Raw genomic sequence first — 14,878 nt, 5'->3', positions numbered from 1 at the left:
CGCACCGATCGCAGGCCGGCCGTGCGAGACAGGGGGCCTTGCGCCCCCTTCCATCAGAACGCGTGCAGCGGCAGGTTCACGACCAGACGGTACTCGGTGTTCGTCGCGTCCGAGTAGTGGGCCGAGCCGGCGTGCCACATCGCGATGAACGTGACCTTCGTGTTCTTCAGCTTGCCGCTCTGGAACGTGTACGACGGGATGAAGCCGAACTCGTGGTGACGGCCCTGCACCGGCGCGCCATTGCTCCAGTAGATGCTCGACTTGCTCGGATCGTTCGCCGCGCCCGCGCTGCCGTCCGCGCCCCAGCCCGTCACGCCCCACACCATCGCCTTGAAGCCCGGCAGGCCGGCGTCCTTGCCGTAGAACGTGTAACGCAGTTGCAGCGATTTTTCGTGCGGCGCGTTGTAGTCGACGTCCATCGAGTTGGCCAGGAAGATGCCGTTCGTTTCGTTCAGGTAGTCGAAGAACTGGTCGCCGAGCACCTGCTGGAAGCCGAGCAGCAGTTCATGCGGGCCATGCTGCGCGGCCAGCGACAGGCTGTACGCGTTGTTGTTGATCTTGCCTTGCAGCGCATCGCCCGTGTCGTGCGTCGAGTAGACGTTGCCGAAGCCGGTCCACTTGATCGTCTGCGGGCTGCCGATGCTGTGCTTCACCGACGCGTAGTACTGGTGCCACACGTCGTCGGCCTGATTCGCGTACAGCGCGACTTCGCCGTTCGGCGAGTAGTCCCACGTGCCGCCGACGTAGGTCAGGCGATTGATGCGCGTGCCGCCGTATTGCGTCGTCAGGTTGGTGAGCGTCGTATGGCCGCGCGCGTCGGTCTTCGTGAAGCTGCCGGCCTCGAGCATCACGTTCTTGAATTCATTGCTGACGAGCGTCGCGCCGAGGAACGTCGGCGGCAGCGCACGGTTGTCGTGCTGCTCCATGAACGGGTTGTCGACGGCCTGCAGACCGTACTTGACCACCGTGTTCGAGATGCGCGCCTTGACGTCGTAGATGCCCGGGTAGGCCCACGCGAGCTGGTTGCCGCCGCCGCCGCCCTTCGCGATGTGCACCATGCTGCCGGCGCCCTGGCCGCCGTCGAGCTTCAGCGCCGCATACAACGACGCATCGAAGCCGATCCCGATCAGGCCGGTCGTGTAGCCCGACTCGAAGTTCGCCATCGCGCCCTGGACCCACGCATGACGATGCGGGCCGCCCTTGTTGTCAAGCACGTCCGCATAGTTGCGGAACAGGAAGTCGAGATGGCTGTCGGCGATGAAGCCGTTCGACTTCGACTGCGCCGACGGCTCGTCGGGCGGCGTGACGGCCTGGCTCGCCTCGGCGTTGACAATGGCGTTCGGGGTCGTTGCCTGCGCAACGGATGCGCCCGACCCGGCGGCCGGCGCGGCCTGCGCGACCGTCAGCGGCGCGGAGGCCGCGTCGTCGGCGTGCGCGACGCCCGTCAGCGACACGCCGGCGAGCGCCGGCAGTCCCCAGGCAAGCAGCATCTTCGATGCCGTCCCGATCGTCTTCTGCTTTTTCATCGTAATAATTCTCGTCTTGTGTTGATATCGTCCACGCCGGTCGCGATCCGCTCCCAGCCCCCCGGCGAGCCCGGCTAAGGACGCGCCTGTACCCGCGGCGCGAAGATCGTTCGCGCCGCACTACCCCTGTTGACCTGCCTTGGTTTTGTTTGCTGCGTTACTTCACGTCACGCCGCGCCCGCGCGGATGCACGCGACGCGCGCCGCCGACCCCTGCCGCACTTCCGGCAGCGGCACGTCCTGCGCGCACGCGTCGATCGCGACCGGGCAGCGCGTGCGGAACGCGCAGCCGGACGGCGGGTTGAGCGGCGAGGGCATCTCGCCCGCCAGCAGCATCGGACGGCGAGCACGCTCGCGCGCCGGCTCCGGCGTCGGCGCCGCATCGAGCAGCGCCTTCGTGTACGGGTGTTGCGGCACGCCGTACACGTCATGCCGCGTGCCGAACTCCATCACGCGGCCGAGATACATCACGAGCACGCGCTGGCTGATGGCCTTCACCACCGCCAGATCGTGCGCGACGAACAGATAGGACAACGACAGTTCGCGTTGCAGATCGCGCAGCAGGTTCACGATCTGCGCCTGGATCGACACGTCGAGCGCCGATACGGGTTCGTCGCAGATCACGAGCTTCGGCTCGCTGATCAGCGCACGCGCGATGCCGACGCGCTGGCACTGCCCGCCGGAAAATTCATGCGGATATCTCAGCAGGTGATGCGCGTTCAGACCGACGCGCTCGAGCATCGTGACCACGCGGCGGCGCACTTCGGCACGGCCGAGGCCGGCGTGGTGCGTGACGAGCGGCTCCGCGACGACCTGCTCGATCGTCATGCGCGGATCGAGCGACGCGAGCGGGTCCTGGAAGATCATCTGCACTTCGCGCCGCATCGCGGTGCCGCGCAGGTGATCCGGCGCCACGGCCTGGCCGCGCCATTTCACGGTGCCGGCCGTCATCGGCACGAGGCCGATCAATGCGCGCGCCAGCGTCGACTTCCCGCAGCCCGATTCGCCGACGAGCCCGACCGTCTCGCCGCGCTTCACGTCGAACGACACGCCGTCGACCGCGCGCAACGTGCCTTTCGGCGACCACGGATAGCCGCCCAGCGGCACGCGGAAATGCACCTTCAGATTCTCGACGGACAGCAGCGTGTCGTCCGTCGCGCCGGCTTGGCGGCGTTCATCGACGCTCATCGCAGACCTCCCGTCAGATCGGCCACGGGCCGGTGGCACGCGCGCACCGCGCCCACGGCGCCATAGGTTTCGAGCGCCGGGCGAGCAATGCCGCAGCGTTCTTCCGCATAGGTGCAGCGCTTCGCGAACGCGCAGCCGGCCGGCGCGGTGCCGGGCATCGGCGGGTTGCCGGGGATCGCGACGAGCGGCGCATCGTCCGCGTCGGTCAGGCGCGGCAGCGCGTTGAGCAGGCCGATCGTGTACGGATGCGACGGCGCCGCGAAAATCGAGTCGGCCGGCGCGTATTCGACGGTGCGGCCCGCGTACATGACCATCACGTCGTCGGCGAGGCCGGCGACCACGCCCATGTCGTGCGTGATCAGCACGATCGCGGTGCCGCGCTCGCGGTTCAGCTCGCGCAGCAGGTCGATGATCTGCGCCTGCACGGTCACGTCGAGCGCGGTGGTCGGCTCGTCGGCGATCAGGATTTCCGGCTCGGAGAGCAGCGCCATCGCAATCATCACGCGCTGCCGCATGCCGCCCGAAAACTCGTGCGGATACATGCGGATGCGGCGCGCCGCGTCGGGAATGCGCACCGATTCGAGCGCCTCGATCGCGCGCTTGATCGCTTCCTTGCGCGACAGCTTGCGATGCAGCTGCAGCGTCTCGGTCATCTGCCGCTCGATCGTCAGGAACGGATTGAGCGACGTCATCGGGTCCTGGAAGATCATCGCGATCCGGTCGCCGCGCACCGCGTTCAGCGCGCGCGTATCCATGTCGAGCAGGTTGTCGCCGCGGTAGCGCGCGGTGCCGGTCGTCGTGCCGTTGCCGGCCAGCAGGCCGAGCAGCGCCATCACGGTCTGGCTCTTGCCCGAGCCCGATTCGCCGACGATGCCGAGCGTCTTGCCGGCTTCGAGCGAGAACGACACGCCGTTGACGGCGTCGATCGGCGGCGCATCCTTGCGCGTGAAGCGCACGCCGAGGTTTTCTACTTCCAGCAGAGCAGCCATTTCAGCGATCCTTCGGGTCGAGCGCGTCACGCAGGCCGTCGCCGACGAAGTTCACGCAATAGAGCGTCACGCACAGCATGACGGCCGGGGCCAGCAGCAGCCACGGCATCGATTCCAGTTTCTGCGCGCCATCCTGGATCAGCACGCCCCAGCTCGTCATCGGTTCCTGCACGCCGAGGCCGAGGAACGACAGCACCGATTCGGTCAGCACGATGTTCGGCACCGAGACCGTCGCGTACACGACGACCACGCCGAGCAGGTTCGGCACGACGTGACGCAGCACGATCGACGCCGGCGACACGCCGATCGCGCGCGCCGCGTCGACGAACTCGCGATTGCGCAGCGACAGCGTCTGGCCGCGCACGACGCGCGCCATGTCGATCCACGAGAACGCGCTGATGGTCAGCACGACCAGCATGAACGAGCGGCCGAACAGGGTCATCATCAGGATCGCGATCAGCAGGTACGGGATCGCGTACATCATGTCGACGACGCGCATCATCACGGAGTCGACGCGGCCGCCCGCGAAGCCCGCGGTCGCGCCCCACGCGACGCCGAACAGGCCCGACACGAGCGTGCCGAGCAGGCCGACCTCGATCGATACGCGGCCGCCGATCAGCGTGCGCACGAGCAGGTCGCGGCCGAGCTCGTCGGTGCCGAACCAGTGCTGGTTCGCCCAGGTCGGCGGCAGGCTGATCGAGCCCCAGTCGCTCGCGGCGGGATCGGCCGCGAGCAGCCACGGGCCGACGAAGCAGGCGAGCGTGATCAGCGCGAGCAGCACGAGGCTGAACAGCGCCGCGCGGTTGTGAAGGAAGCGCGCGAACGCCAGCTCGAGCGGCGAGCGCGAACGCGGCGGCGAATCGGTCTGCACGGGCAGGCCGACGACGGGAGTGGTCGGGGTCATCGCTGTGCCTCGCTCAATAACGGATGCGCGGATCGAGCCACGCGTACGCGAGGTCGACCAGCAGGTTGAACAGCACCGCGCAGACGGTCGTCAGCACGACGAGGCCGAGCACCAGCGTGTAGTCGCGGTTGATGGCGCCGTTCACGACGAGTTGCCCGAGGCCCGGCAGCGCGAACACCGATTCGGTGACGACGGCCGCCGTGATCGACGTGATGCAGACCGTGCCGAACAGCGACACGACCGGCATCAGCGCGGGCTTGAGCGCATGGCGCAGCACGATCGTCGAGCCGGGCAGGCCCTTGGCGCGCGCGGTGCGGATGTAGTTGCTCGACAGCGTCTCGATCATCGAGCCGCGCATCACGCGTGCGAGCAGCGACACGTTGATGAGGGTCAGCAGCGCGATCGGCAGCAGCCGGTACCGCCAGCCGCCGTCGCCCCAGCCGCCGGCCGGCAGCCAGCCGTTGCCTTCCGACGTCTTCAGCAGGATCGCGAAGATCCACACGAGCACGGGGCCGAGCACGAACGGCGGCACGACGTTGCCGAAGTTGCCGATCAGCATCACGAAACGATCGATCACGCTGTCGCGGCGCACGGCCGCGACGGTGCCGAGCAGCACGCCGAGCACGATCGAGATCGGGATCGACACGCCGCCCACGCCGAGGCTCACGGGCAGCGCCTTCTTCACGAGATCGTTCACCGACCAGTCGACGTAACGAAACGACGGGCCGAGATCGCCGTGCAGCAGCGAGCCGAGATACAGCAAGTACTGCTTCCACAGCGGCTCGTCGAGGTGGTACTTCGCGTTCAGGTTCGCGAGCGTCGCGGCGGACAGCTGCTTCTCCGTATCGAACGGGCCGCCGGGCGTGAAATGCAGCAGCAGGTAGCAGACGGTGATGACCGCGAGGATCGTCGGCACCGCCCACAACGTGCGCCTCAATGCGTAGGCCAGCATGATCGCTCCGCTCAGTGCTTGATCAGGTACATGTCCTGCGAAGCACGCATGTCGATCACGTTCTTCAGCGAATAGCCACCGACGTAGGACTTCACGAGACGGTCGGCCGAGTACTGGAACAGCGGCACCATCGGCGTGTCCTTCATCGCCATGTCGTGCGCCTGCGTGAGCAGCGCGGTGCGCGCGTTGTCGTCGAGCTTCTGGTTGCCTTCCTCGACGAGCGCGTCGACCTGCTTGTTGCAGTAGCCGACGGTGTTCTGCGAGCTGCCGCAGCGGATCAGGTCGAAGAACGTCATCGCGTCGTTGTAGTCGGCGAACCAGCCGTCGCGCGCGATCTGCACCTTGCCGTCATGCCGCTGCTTCATCAGCACCTTGAACTCGACGTTCTCGAGCTTCGTGGTGACGCCGAGCTTCGTACGCCATTCCGATGCGGTGAACAGCGCGACCTTCTTGTGCAGGTCGTTGGTGTTGTACGTGAGCGTGAACGACAGCGGCTTCGCATCCGAATAGCCGGCCTGCTTCAGCAGGTCCTTCGCGGTCGCGATGCGCTTGGCCATCGGCCACGACGCCCATTCCGGCGTGAATGGCTGCACGCCCTTCGTGCCGTTCGGCATCAGCCCGTACATCGGCTTCTCGCCGGCCTGCGTGAGCTTCGACGTCAGCACGTCGCGATCGATCACCATCGACAGCGCCTGGCGCACGCGCTTGTCCTTCAGCGCCGCGTCGCTGTTGTTCAGGTAGTAGTAGTAGGTCGCGAGCTGCAGGCCCGGGCGCAGTTCGGCGCCGAACTGCTTGCTGACCTGCTGGAAGATGCCCGACGGGATCGAGTAGCTGTAGTCGATCTGGCCGGCCTGGTACATGCGCATCGCGGTTTCGTCGCTTTCGATCGGCAGGTACGTGACCTTGTTGATCACCACCTTCGACGCGTTCCAGTACTTCGCGTCCTTGGTCGCCACGATGCGGTTGTTCGGCTGCCAGTCGACGAGCTGGTACGCGCCGTTGCTGACCAGGTTGCCGGGGCGCGTCCATGCGTCGCCAAACTTCGTCACCACGTCCTTGTTCACCGGCGCGAGCGGCGCCATCGCGGTCAGTTCGGGGAAGAACGCGACGGGCACGTCGGTCGTCACTTCCAGCGTGTACGGGTCGACCGCGCGCACGCCGAGCGTGGTCGGCGCGGCCTTGCCGGCGATGATGTCCTTCGAGTTCTTGATGAACTCGACGAGGATCGTGTATTTCGAGCCCGTCTTCGGATCGACGAGGCGCTGCCACGAATAGACGAAATCGGCGGCCGTCACCGGCTGGCCGTTGCTCCACTTCGCGTCGTGGCGAAGCTTGAAGATCCACGTCTGCGGCGTCTTGCGCTCCCACGACAGCGCGACGCCCGGCACGACCTGGCCGGCCGCGTCGATGCGCGCGAGCCCTTCGAACAGGTCGAGGCCGATCGTGTTGCCGGTCCACGATTCGATGTGCGCCGGGTCGAGCGACTCGACTTCGGCCGGCACCTGTCGCGTCAGGTCCTGTTGGGGAGCGAGTGCGACGTTCGACGGAACGGTCACGGCGTGGGCGACGGGCGTCGTCAGGGCGAGCGCGGCCAGCACGGCCGACATGGCATGCAAGGATTTCATCGTGGCAGTCTTGAGAAGGTTGTTCGGTGAGCGTCGCGCGGCGGATGCCGCGGATTACGCGTGAGACGCTGACGGGCGCAGCGATTGAGGAGGCCCGTGATTCTCGTATTGCATGTTAGTATTCCTTACATTTCTTTCGACAGGCATTCCGTCGAATGAAACGAAGGAATACCCGTGCGTTAGAACAGTCGCGGCGTACCGACCCAGACCACCACCGACTCGATCTTCGCGGTGTTGACCCAGCTGTGCGGCACCGTCGACTGATAGTGCGAACTGTCGCCGGCCTGCAGGACGAACGTCTTGCCTTCCAGCGTCAGCGACACTTCCCCTTCAATCACGTACAGGAACTCCTCTCCTGCATGTGTCGTCACCTCGGACCGTTTCTGCCCCGGCGGCATCCTCACGAGGATCGCCTCAAGCTGGCGCCCTTCGGACACGTTCGTCAGCCTCGCGAACAGGTTCGCCGAATCGGCAAACCCGAAGAAGCGCAACTGATCGCCTCGGCACACCGAGCGTTCCTCGCTCGGCGTATCCACGAAGTACTGCACCGTCACGCCGAGTGCGTGGGCAATACCGGCCAGCGACGTCAGTGACGGCGACGCGAGCCCGCGCTCGACTTGAGACAGAAACGGCTTCGAAATCCCCGCGGCGGTAGCGGTGTCGTCGAGCGTGCGCTTCAGACGTTGGCGCAACGCGCGAATCTTGCTGCCGAGTGCGACAGCGTCTGCCGATCGCGAGTTTTCAGTGGGGGGAACCATAGCAGGCCGAAAAGTGGTCGTCAAAAAATGTTTGATGGAAAGTAACTAAGTTAATTGGAGATAGCTTAATCTTCGGGTTCGTACACGCCTTCGGCGTTGAGCCCGGTGCACTAAACAGGGCCCGAAGCGCACGAAACGACGCGCTATCTTGCCAGACTCGCAGGCTTCACAGGCAAGCTGCAAGCGGCTCTCCGGGAATTTGCGGAGAACCGGCGTCAAGCTTACAGGTAGATGATGAGACAAATGTTCCTGAAAGCTGCTGCCATATCGGGAGTTTCCCTAAGTGGCGCGGACCCGACGCACCGGACCGGCAAACGTTACCATTCGCGCGCCGGTCGGGGCCGCGCTCCGCCTTCCCAGGTGGAATCCGACCCCGGCCCGGGCTAACCGCCCGACTGCTCCATCGCCGACGCAAGCCTACCCGGCCTCAGTGCTCCGGCGCCAGTTCGACCCCCAAGGCGACGCGCGATCCGCGCCGTCCGTTTCAAACGAGATTGATGATGCACGCACCTGTTTCACAGACCCGATCGTTTACGACGGTCTTCCTCATCGAAATGTGGGAGCGCTTCGGCTACTACGGCATGGCCGCGCTCCTGGTCCTCTTCATGGTCGACCGGCTCGGCTTCACCGACAGCCACGCGAACCTGACCTGGGGTGCATTCACCGCACTCGTCTACGCCGCGCCGTCGATCGGCGGCTGGATCGGCGACAAGGTGCTCGGCGCCCGCCGCACGATGATCATCGGCGCGTCCGTGCTGTGCGCCGGCTACCTGATGCTCGCGGTGCCGAACGATCACCTCGCGTACATGTACGCGTCGCTCGGCGTGATCGTCGTCGGCAACGGCCTGTTCAAGGCCAACGCAGCGAACCTCGTGCGCCGCATCTACGAAGGCGACGACGCGCGCATCGACAGCGCGTTCACGATCTACTACATGGCGGTCAACATCGGCTCGACGGTGTCGATGCTCGCGACGCCGTGGATCAAGGATCACTGGGGCTGGCACACCGCGTTCGCGGTCTGCTGCGGCGGCATGCTGCTCGCGATCCTCAATTTCATGCTGATGCACCGCACGCTCGCGCACGTCGGCTCGCAGCCGGACGACGAGCCGATCCGCTGGAAGCGCCTCGGCGCGGTCGCGGCCGGCGGCGTCGCGCTCGCGCTGATCACGCTGTACGTGCTGCAGCACAAGCAGCTCGCGGTCGCCAGCGTGTGGATGGCGGCATTCGCGATCCTCGCGATCTTCGCGTACATGATCGCGAAGTCGGAGCGCTCGGAGCGCGCCGGCCTGATCGCGGCGCTCGTGCTGATCGGCCAGGTGATCCTGTTCTTCATCTTCTACGTGCAGATGTCGACGTCGCTGACGCTGTTCGCGCTGCGCAACGTCGACCCGCGTTTCATGCTGTTCGGCACGACGCTGTTCACGTGGAGCGCCGCGCAGTTCCAGGCGCTGAACCCGATCTGGATCATGCTGCTGAGCCCGGTGCTCGTGTGGGTCTACAACGCCGTCGCGAAGGGCGGCCGCGACCTGCCGGTCGCCGCGAAGTACGCGCTCGGTTTCGGCGCGGTGGCAGCCGGCTACCTGGTGTTCACGATCAGCGGCCGCTACGCGGTCGACGGCCGTGTGTCGTCGTGGTTCATGGTGTGGGGTTACGGCCTGTACTCGCTCGGCGAACTGCTGGTGAGCGGCCTCGGCCTCGCGATGATCGCCCGCTACGTGCCGGCGCGCATGAGCGGCTTCATGATGGGTGCGTATTTCGTCGCGACGGGCGTGTCGCAGTATCTGGGCAGCGTCGTCGCAAACTTCGCGCAGATGCCGTCGCACGAACTGCCGGCCACCGAGTCGCTGCCGCTCTACCTGTCGCTGTTCGAGAAGCTCGGCTGGCTCGCCGCGATCGGCATGCTGCTCGCGCTGCTGCTGCTGCCGCTGATGAACCGCCTGTCGCGCCAGCATCAGCGCTGCACGGAAGAGCGCCGCGAAGAAGCGTTGCAGGCGCAAGCAGCGGCCGCCGCGCAGTAAGGACTATCCCTCGGCGTGCGGCGTGCACGCCACATTCTCCCGCCAGAAACGCGAACGCGTCCTACACTGGTTGCAGACAACGCATCCGCGTCGCGAGATGCGCACTGGCGGGAGAACACGATGAAAAGCAAGACAACGCGGCTTTTGAGAATCCTGTCGGACATCCGGCACGCGCAGCGCTGCACCGCGATGCGCGCCGCCCGGGCCGCGGCCGAAGCCGACGCGGTGCTCGCGGAGCGCGACGAGCCGGCGCAGGACGAACGCGACGACGCCGAATCCGACGACGCAACCGCCACGCCCCGCTCCCGTATCGGCTCACCTCACTGACACCGCGCGGCGCCTGCCGCGCCGCACACCAGCCTGCGCGCGCCTACGCCGCCGCGCCGCGCCATCGCGCGATCCACGTTCCCGAACCCGCCACCGCCATCATCAGCCCGACCGCGCACGCGTCGGCGACGAGGCCCACGCCGACGTGCCGCAGATCGGCGCTATGCACGACCGGGTGCAGCAGCGAATCGATCACGAGCGAGATCGCCGCGCCCGCGACGAAGCAGATCAGCCCGCGCTGGCCGACCGCCACGACGGGCTGCACGCCCTGCGCGATCCGCGCGATCCAGCCGAAGCGCACGCAATCGGCCATCAGCCACGCGATGGCCGCGAAGCTCACCACGCGCGGCAGCGCGAGATCGCGCTTGAGCACGCCTTCGGGCACCGGCAGCCCCGAGAACAGCTTGTAGCTCGCGCAGCCGAGCACGATCGCGCACGCGAGCCCGGTCGCCGCGGCGCCCCAGCGACCGAGTGCGACGTGCCGGTAGAACGGCTGGCAGCGTGCGAGCACGCCGGCGACGAACATCAGTTGCCACGCGAACGGGTTGAAGCTCCAGCGGAAGCCGTCGGTGTCCAGCAGTTCCGGGCCGAGCCAGCCCGCGGCGAGCCACGACGCGGCGCTGATCGCGACGAGCAGCCACGGATGGCGCCGCGCGAACGGCACCAGCACCGGCGACGCGAGCGCGAACAGCACGTACATCGGCAGCACCGACGCGAGATACGGCTGGCGCTGGAACGTCAACAGTTCGGCGAGACCCGTGAGCGGCGACGCGAGCATCACGCTGACGTCGTCGAGCGCGAGGTTCGGCGCGTCGATGCCGAAGTGATCGAGCACGGCCGACACGACGAGCATCAGCGTCGACGTCGCGAGAAACGCGCGGTAGATCTGCATCGCGCGCCGCACGAACCGCTGCTGCGCGGCGCGCGCGCCGTGTCGCTCGGCGATCGCGCCATACGCGCTCGCGGTCGCGAAGCCGCCGAGGAACACGAACACCTCGGCCGCATCGCACAGCGCGAACGCGTGCAGCGTCATGCGCGACAGCACGCTCGCGCCGATGTGATCGACGACGATCATCAACAGCACGAGCCCGCGAAAGAAGTCGACTTCGATCAGACGGCCGCTGCGCGACGGCTGCACCATGGCGGAACGCGGCGGGCTCAACGACATGAGCGCACCTGCACGACGGCGGTGCGGCACGCACCGGGGAAAGGATCGGGAGAGAGACGGCGAGCGCGATCAGCGGCGATACGCGTATGCCCGCATCGCGCCAACCCGGCTGGCCAGGCACGGAGATGACCGTTCATTGAAAAGCTGCATACGAAGGGAAGTCGGTCAGGCCAGTCTAGTAGCCGATCAGGGGAGACCCTAAGTAACAAAGTGCAACCGAATCTTCTGTTCGATTACAAGCGCGAGCGTTGCGCGGCGAAGCAGACAGCACCGCCAGATTCGCGTCAGCGCGTCGCCAGTTGGCGGTCAGGATCGAGGGATTCGGCGGGAGTGAGCGGAAGTCGGCAGCGCGACGCGCGGTATTCGACGCTCGGATGAAGCGCGCTGCGCGGCACGTTGCGCACGGCCGGCGCATCGCGACGAGGCGGTCATCCGCGCGCGGGCAAGCGCCGCATCAGCATCGCGCTGCGCCATGCGGTCAGCGCGACGGCGACCCAGATCGGCCCGTACGTCGCGAGCTGCGCGACGCTCAGCGTTTCGCCGAGCAGCAGCAGCGACACCACGACGAGCAGCACAGGCTCGACGTAGCCGAGAATCCCGAACAGCGCCATCGGCAGCATCCGGCTCGCCTTCAGGTAGCTCGCGAGCGCGAGCGTGCTGAGGATGCCGAGCCCCGGCAGCAGCGCGGCCCACAGCAGCGGCTGGCCGGCGACCTGCGTCGCGCTCGTCGCGACCATCGCGAACGCGATCGGGCACAGCAGCACGATCTCGACCGCGAAGGCAGCCAGCGAATCGGCGTTGATCCGCCGGCGCAGCACGAAATACGGCGGATAGCCGAGCGCGACGACCAGCGTCGGCCACGCGAACGCGCGCGTCGCCCACACCTCGTGCGCGACGCCGAGCGCCGCGCACGCGACCGCCGCCCATTGCAGCGGGTCGAGCCGTTCGTGATAGTAGAAGCGGCCGACGAGCACCATCGTCAGCGGCAGCAGGAAATAGCCGAGCGACACTTCGAGCATGCGGCCGTGCAGCGGCGCCCACAGGAACAGCCACAGCTGCACGCCGAGCAGCGCCGCGCTCGCCGGCAGCGCGATCAGCAGGCGCCAGTCGCGCGCGCTGCGCCGCGCCAGCTCGACGAGCGCCGGCCAGCGGCCGCGCAGCGCGATCAGCGCGAGCGCGCCCGGCGCGGTCCACACGATGCGCCACGCGAAGATGTCGAGCCCGGTGAGCGGCGCGAGCAGTTTCGCGTAAGCCGACATCAGCGCGAACAGCGTCGACGCCATCACCGACAGCGTGAGACCGCGCCCGGCTTCCGGATACCCCGTCATGATCGTTTTGTGCCTTTTTTACTGCTGCTGGAAGCGTTCGAAGCGCTTCTCGGTCCGGCGTTCCTCGAACGTCACCTCGGTCACGCGCGCGGCGGGCGGCCCGTGACGCAGCCACGCGAGCATCCGGTCGATCTGCGCGCCGGGGCCCTGGATCATCGCCTCGACGGTGCCGTCCTCCAGATTCGCGACCCAGCCGCGCAGCTTCAGCGCATGCGCCTCGCGCACCGTCGCATGACGAAAGCCGACGCCCTGCACGACGCCGCGCACCCGCACGTAGTAGGTCTCGATCCGTTCGTCCAGTTCATTGCGGCTCATCGCGTCGCCCTCCCGTTGCATTCAAGCCCGGCATTGTAGTCGCGTCGGCCGCTTCGCACACGCGCCGGCCGGGCGTCGCCGCGCACGCCGACCACGTACAATCTCGCCGATGCCCAACCGCCGCGCCGCCCGCGCGGCCCTGAAGGAAACGCATGACTGATACCTCCCGCGATCTCGTTCTCGTCACCGGCGCATCCGGTTTCGTCGGCTCGGCCGTCGCGCGCATCGCGCAGCAGAAAGGCTATGCGGTGCGCGTGCTCGTGCGCCCCACCAGCCCGCGCACGAACGTCGCGGATCTCGATGCCGAGATCGTCACCGGCGACATGCGCGACGAGGCGTCGATGCGCGCCGCGCTGCGCGGCGTGCGCTACCTGCTGCACGTCGCGGCCGACTACCGGCTGTGGGCACCCGACCCCGACGAGATCGAGCGCGCGAACCTCGAAGGCGCGGTCGCGACGATGCGCGCGGCCCGCGCCGAAGGCGTCGAGCGGATCGTCTACACGAGCAGCGTCGCGACGCTGAAGGTGACGAGCGCCGGCGATCCGTCCGACGAGAACCGGCCGCTCACGGCCGAGCAGGCGATCGGCGTCTACAAGCGCAGCAAGGTGCTCGCGGAGCGCGCGGTCGAACGGATGATCGCCGACGAAGGGCTGCCGGCCGTGATCGTCAATCCGTCGACGCCGATCGGCCCGCGCGACGTGAAGCCGACGCCGACCGGCCGCATCATCGTCGAGGCCGCGCTCGGCAAGATTCCTGCGTTCGTCGATACGGGGCTGAACCTCGTGCACGTCGACGACGTCGCGCACGGCCACTTCCTCGCGCTCGAGCGCGGCCGGATCGGCGAGCGCTACATCCTCGGCGGCGAGAACCTGCCGCTGCAGCAGATGCTCGCGGACATCGCGCAGATGACCGGCCGCAAGGCGCCGACGATCGCGCTGCCGCGCTGGCCGCTGTACCCGCTCGCGGTCGGCGCCGAAGCGGTCGCAAAGTTCACGAAGAAGGAGCCGTTCGTCACCGTCGACGGGCTGCGGATGTCGAAGAACAAGATGTATTTCACGTCCGCGAAGGCCGAGCGCGAACTCGGCTACCGTGCGCGCCCGTATCGCGAAGGGCTGCGCGATGCACTGGACTGGTTCGGCTCGGCGGGCTACCTCAAGTAACACAAAGCGGCGCCCCTCGCGCCGCTTTGCGCACTTTGTTACACGTCGCGCGCGGACCGGCATCGGCGCAGCGGTTAAAATCGCGGGTCTTACGCAGAGAAGACACGCATGAACCTGAACGATCAGATCGCTTCGCTCGCCACGGGCGTCGATCAGCTCCTCCACGATCACCACGCCGCGCAGCAGGCGGCACGCAGCGCGGAAGCGTTCGCGCGCGCCGCGGCAGCGGAAGCCCGGGCCGCGGCCGAGCGTCACGCGGCGGCGGAAGCCGAAGCGCAGGCCGCCGCGCAGCGCCACACGGCCGCGGCCGCCGATGCCGAAGCCGCGCAGCGGCGCCATGCCGACGCCACCGCCGCCGCCGAAGCGGCCGCCCAACGTCATACGGATGCCGCCACGCAAGCCGAAGCCGCGTCGCAACGCCATGCGGAAGCCACCGCGCTGACCGAAGCGCTCGCGCAACGTCACGCGGATGCCGAAGCCGCGTCGCAGCGCCACGCGGCGGCGATCGCCGAAGCCGAGGCCGCCGCGCAGCGTCATCACGCCGCCGCGACCGAAGCCGACGCGGCCGCGCAACGCCATGCCGCGGCAACCGCCGAAGCCGAAGCCGCCGCGAAGCGCCAT

At 67.5% G+C, this 14,878-nt stretch carries 13 protein-coding genes and 1 pseudogene; 4 read left to right on the top strand and 10 right to left on the bottom strand.

The annotated features are described in order from the left end of the window. Positions 1-53 precede the first annotated feature (53 nt). The 7 genes from AP428_RS27885 to AP428_RS27855 form a co-directional block, all read right to left on the bottom strand. Positions 54-1,526: an OprD family porin gene (locus tag AP428_RS27885; RefSeq protein WP_027810513.1), complete on the bottom strand. Its 1,473-nt coding sequence runs from the start codon at positions 1,524-1,526 to the stop codon at positions 54-56. A 167-nt stretch (positions 1,527-1,693) separates the two neighbouring features. Then, complete coding sequence (locus AP428_RS27880; protein WP_011548891.1) at positions 1,694-2,713, bottom strand: ABC transporter ATP-binding protein; 1,020 nt, start codon at positions 2,711-2,713, stop codon at positions 1,694-1,696. Further along, positions 2,710-3,702: an ABC transporter ATP-binding protein gene (locus tag AP428_RS27875; RefSeq protein WP_011548890.1), complete on the bottom strand. Its 993-nt coding sequence runs from the start codon at positions 3,700-3,702 to the stop codon at positions 2,710-2,712. The genes AP428_RS27880 and AP428_RS27875 overlap by 4 nt, the downstream gene beginning before the upstream one ends. 1 nt (position 3,703) lies before the next feature. Beyond that, on the bottom strand, positions 3,704-4,606 hold the full coding sequence (locus AP428_RS27870) for an ABC transporter permease (protein WP_011548889.1): 903 nt from the start codon (positions 4,604-4,606) through the stop codon (positions 3,704-3,706). 13 nt (positions 4,607-4,619) lie between these two features. Then, positions 4,620-5,558, bottom strand: a complete 939-nt coding sequence (locus tag AP428_RS27865; RefSeq protein ID WP_006480299.1) for an ABC transporter permease subunit — start codon at positions 5,556-5,558, stop codon at positions 4,620-4,622. A gap of 11 nt (positions 5,559-5,569) precedes the next feature. Beyond that, entirely contained in the window at positions 5,570-7,183 is a 1,614-nt protein-coding gene (locus AP428_RS27860) for a peptide ABC transporter substrate-binding protein (protein ID WP_006480298.1), read from the bottom strand. A gap of 179 nt (positions 7,184-7,362) precedes the next feature. Further along, a complete protein-coding gene (locus AP428_RS27855) occupies positions 7,363-7,941 on the bottom strand; it encodes a cupin domain-containing protein (protein ID WP_011548888.1) in 579 nt (192 codons plus the stop codon). 497 nt (positions 7,942-8,438) lie between these two features. Here AP428_RS27855 and AP428_RS27850 point away from each other — a divergent pair, with 497 nt between their 5' ends. Both AP428_RS27850 and AP428_RS27845 read left to right on the top strand, forming a co-directional pair. Continuing rightward, positions 8,439-9,959, top strand: a complete 1,521-nt coding sequence (locus AP428_RS27850) for a peptide MFS transporter (protein ID WP_011548887.1) — start codon at positions 8,439-8,441, stop codon at positions 9,957-9,959. 120 nt (positions 9,960-10,079) lie between these two features. Then, entirely contained in the window at positions 10,080-10,286 is a 207-nt protein-coding gene (locus tag AP428_RS27845; RefSeq protein ID WP_011694889.1) for a hypothetical protein, read from the top strand. A gap of 43 nt (positions 10,287-10,329) precedes the next feature. Here the strand turns inward: AP428_RS27845 and AP428_RS27840 are convergent, their stop codons facing one another. From AP428_RS27840 to AP428_RS27830, 3 genes are all read right to left on the bottom strand, one after another. Next, on the bottom strand, positions 10,330-11,454 hold the full coding sequence (locus AP428_RS27840) for an OpgC domain-containing protein (protein WP_011548886.1): 1,125 nt from the start codon (positions 11,452-11,454) through the stop codon (positions 10,330-10,332). A gap of 428 nt (positions 11,455-11,882) precedes the next feature. Then, complete coding sequence (gene rarD / locus AP428_RS27835) at positions 11,883-12,782, bottom strand: EamA family transporter RarD (protein WP_011548885.1); 900 nt, start codon at positions 12,780-12,782, stop codon at positions 11,883-11,885. An 18-nt stretch (positions 12,783-12,800) separates the two neighbouring features. Continuing rightward, on the bottom strand, positions 12,801-13,097 hold the full coding sequence (locus tag AP428_RS27830; protein ID WP_006480292.1) for an acylphosphatase: 297 nt from the start codon (positions 13,095-13,097) through the stop codon (positions 12,801-12,803). Between the two features lie 152 nt (positions 13,098-13,249). On the opposite strand from AP428_RS27830, the gene hpnA reads away from it, so the two are divergent. Both hpnA and AP428_RS27820 read left to right on the top strand, forming a co-directional pair. Beyond that, on the top strand, positions 13,250-14,257 hold the full coding sequence (hpnA, locus tag AP428_RS27825; protein WP_011353724.1) for a hopanoid-associated sugar epimerase: 1,008 nt from the start codon (positions 13,250-13,252) through the stop codon (positions 14,255-14,257). A gap of 108 nt (positions 14,258-14,365) precedes the next feature. Further along, positions 14,366-14,878 (top strand): annotated as a pseudogene (locus tag AP428_RS27820) (phage tail protein); the annotation flags it as partial.

Source organism: Burkholderia sp. E168m22 (assembly GCF_001319805.1).
GTDB lineage: Bacteria > Pseudomonadota > Gammaproteobacteria > Burkholderiales > Burkholderiaceae > Burkholderia > Burkholderia orbicola.
Note: the sequence above shows the minus strand (reverse complement) of the source record. Positions and strands in the feature narration are given on the sequence as shown.

What these genes read in the sequence shown, in the direction of transcription:
- AP428_RS27885 (WP_027810513.1), bottom strand. Translation starts at nt 1,526, where the DNA reads ATGAAAAAGCAGAAGACGATCGGGACGGCATCGAAGATGCTGCTTGCC.
- AP428_RS27880 (WP_011548891.1), bottom strand. Translation starts at nt 2,713, where the DNA reads ATGAGCGTCGATGAACGCCGCCAAGCCGGCGCGACGGACGACACGCTG.
- AP428_RS27875 (WP_011548890.1), bottom strand. Translation starts at nt 3,702, where the DNA reads ATGGCTGCTCTGCTGGAAGTAGAAAACCTCGGCGTGCGCTTCACGCGC.
- AP428_RS27870 (WP_011548889.1), bottom strand. Translation starts at nt 4,606, where the DNA reads ATGACCCCGACCACTCCCGTCGTCGGCCTGCCCGTGCAGACCGATTCG.
- AP428_RS27865 (WP_006480299.1), bottom strand. Translation starts at nt 5,558, where the DNA reads ATGCTGGCCTACGCATTGAGGCGCACGTTGTGGGCGGTGCCGACGATC.
- AP428_RS27860 (WP_006480298.1), bottom strand. Translation starts at nt 7,183, where the DNA reads ATGAAATCCTTGCATGCCATGTCGGCCGTGCTGGCCGCGCTCGCCCTG.
- AP428_RS27855 (WP_011548888.1), bottom strand. Translation starts at nt 7,941, where the DNA reads ATGGTTCCCCCCACTGAAAACTCGCGATCGGCAGACGCTGTCGCACTC.
- AP428_RS27850 (WP_011548887.1), top strand. Translation starts at nt 8,439, where the DNA reads ATGATGCACGCACCTGTTTCACAGACCCGATCGTTTACGACGGTCTTC.
- AP428_RS27845 (WP_011694889.1), top strand. Translation starts at nt 10,080, where the DNA reads ATGAAAAGCAAGACAACGCGGCTTTTGAGAATCCTGTCGGACATCCGG.
- AP428_RS27840 (WP_011548886.1), bottom strand. Translation starts at nt 11,454, where the DNA reads ATGTCGTTGAGCCCGCCGCGTTCCGCCATGGTGCAGCCGTCGCGCAGC.
- rarD (WP_011548885.1), bottom strand. Translation starts at nt 12,782, where the DNA reads ATGACGGGGTATCCGGAAGCCGGGCGCGGTCTCACGCTGTCGGTGATG.
- AP428_RS27830 (WP_006480292.1), bottom strand. Translation starts at nt 13,097, where the DNA reads ATGAGCCGCAATGAACTGGACGAACGGATCGAGACCTACTACGTGCGG.
- hpnA (WP_011353724.1), top strand. Translation starts at nt 13,250, where the DNA reads ATGACTGATACCTCCCGCGATCTCGTTCTCGTCACCGGCGCATCCGGT.